General features: G+C 35.3%; 2 protein-coding genes. Both read right to left on the minus strand.

What is annotated here, in order from left to right; all coding sequences use genetic code 11:
- A partial coding sequence (locus tag AC1DRF_RS30095; protein WP_477742585.1) for a Ku protein occupies positions 1–225 on the minus strand: 225 nt, incomplete at its 3' end.
- Between the two features lie 150 nt (positions 226–375).
- Positions 376–816, minus strand: coding sequence for an Hsp20/alpha crystallin family protein (locus AC1DRF_RS30100; RefSeq protein WP_043982838.1), 441 nt, complete (start codon positions 814–816; stop codon positions 376–378).
- Between the last annotated feature and the right edge of the window lie 60 nt (positions 817–876).

An 876-nucleotide genomic window follows, 5' to 3' on the forward strand; every position in this document is an offset into this window, starting at 1 on the left:
AAGTACAACAAACTGACCGGTCGCGGTTTCGTATCCTTTAACCAGTTCATCGGATTCTACTTCTCGTCCACACGTTTGGCAATGTTTTTCTTGAKGAATAGGTGTATGGCAAACGGAGTGTAGCGTGCGCAGCTTTACATCTTTTTCTTCAATTGCTCCGTGCAGTTTAATAGGGATATCAATTAATCCAAAGCTGATTTTACCTTTCCAGGCAGTATGAAGCATAAACGTTCTCCTTTTCCTCTTTTTTAGTAGTGTGCCGTAAAATAAATTAGATATCCCATTGTTTTGAAAAGAAGAATATTCTTAAAAAACTATGTGCTAAATAAACAATTAAATAGTTCCAATAAAGCTGCAGAGACAACATCTGCAGCTTTATTGGAAATCAATAGGGACTATTTGCTGATTAGATTCATTTGTCTCATGTTTAGAAATCGTAATTTCAAGGATTTCGTTACTAAATGTAGCGGTAATTTTTTTATTCATCAATGGAAATGGAAAGTCGATTGTACGTTCAACGCTTTCTTCCATTTGTTCTCTTGCAAGCGTTCCTTGCTTTTCATCATGAAATTCTCTAATGCAGTATTTTTTGGCTGTCAGCTGTAAGTGGTCAGCTTTTATCTGAACGATAATATCCTTAGGGTGATACCCTAATAATTCAGCTTCGACAATAAATGATTGTTCTGTTTCAAATAAATCTATACGAACGGAATCATAATCTAAATAACTCATAAAGGGATTTGAAAGCATGACTTCTAACAACTCTTGAAAGCCTTTTACAAACATTTGGTCTGCTGGCAGACGCTTGTTTTTCATTTCTGCGTTCCTCCATTATTTAAACTGTTTCACTTTACTATCATATGCGCGTTTATGTAC

The organism is Priestia sp. P5_B4, from assembly GCF_056400385.1.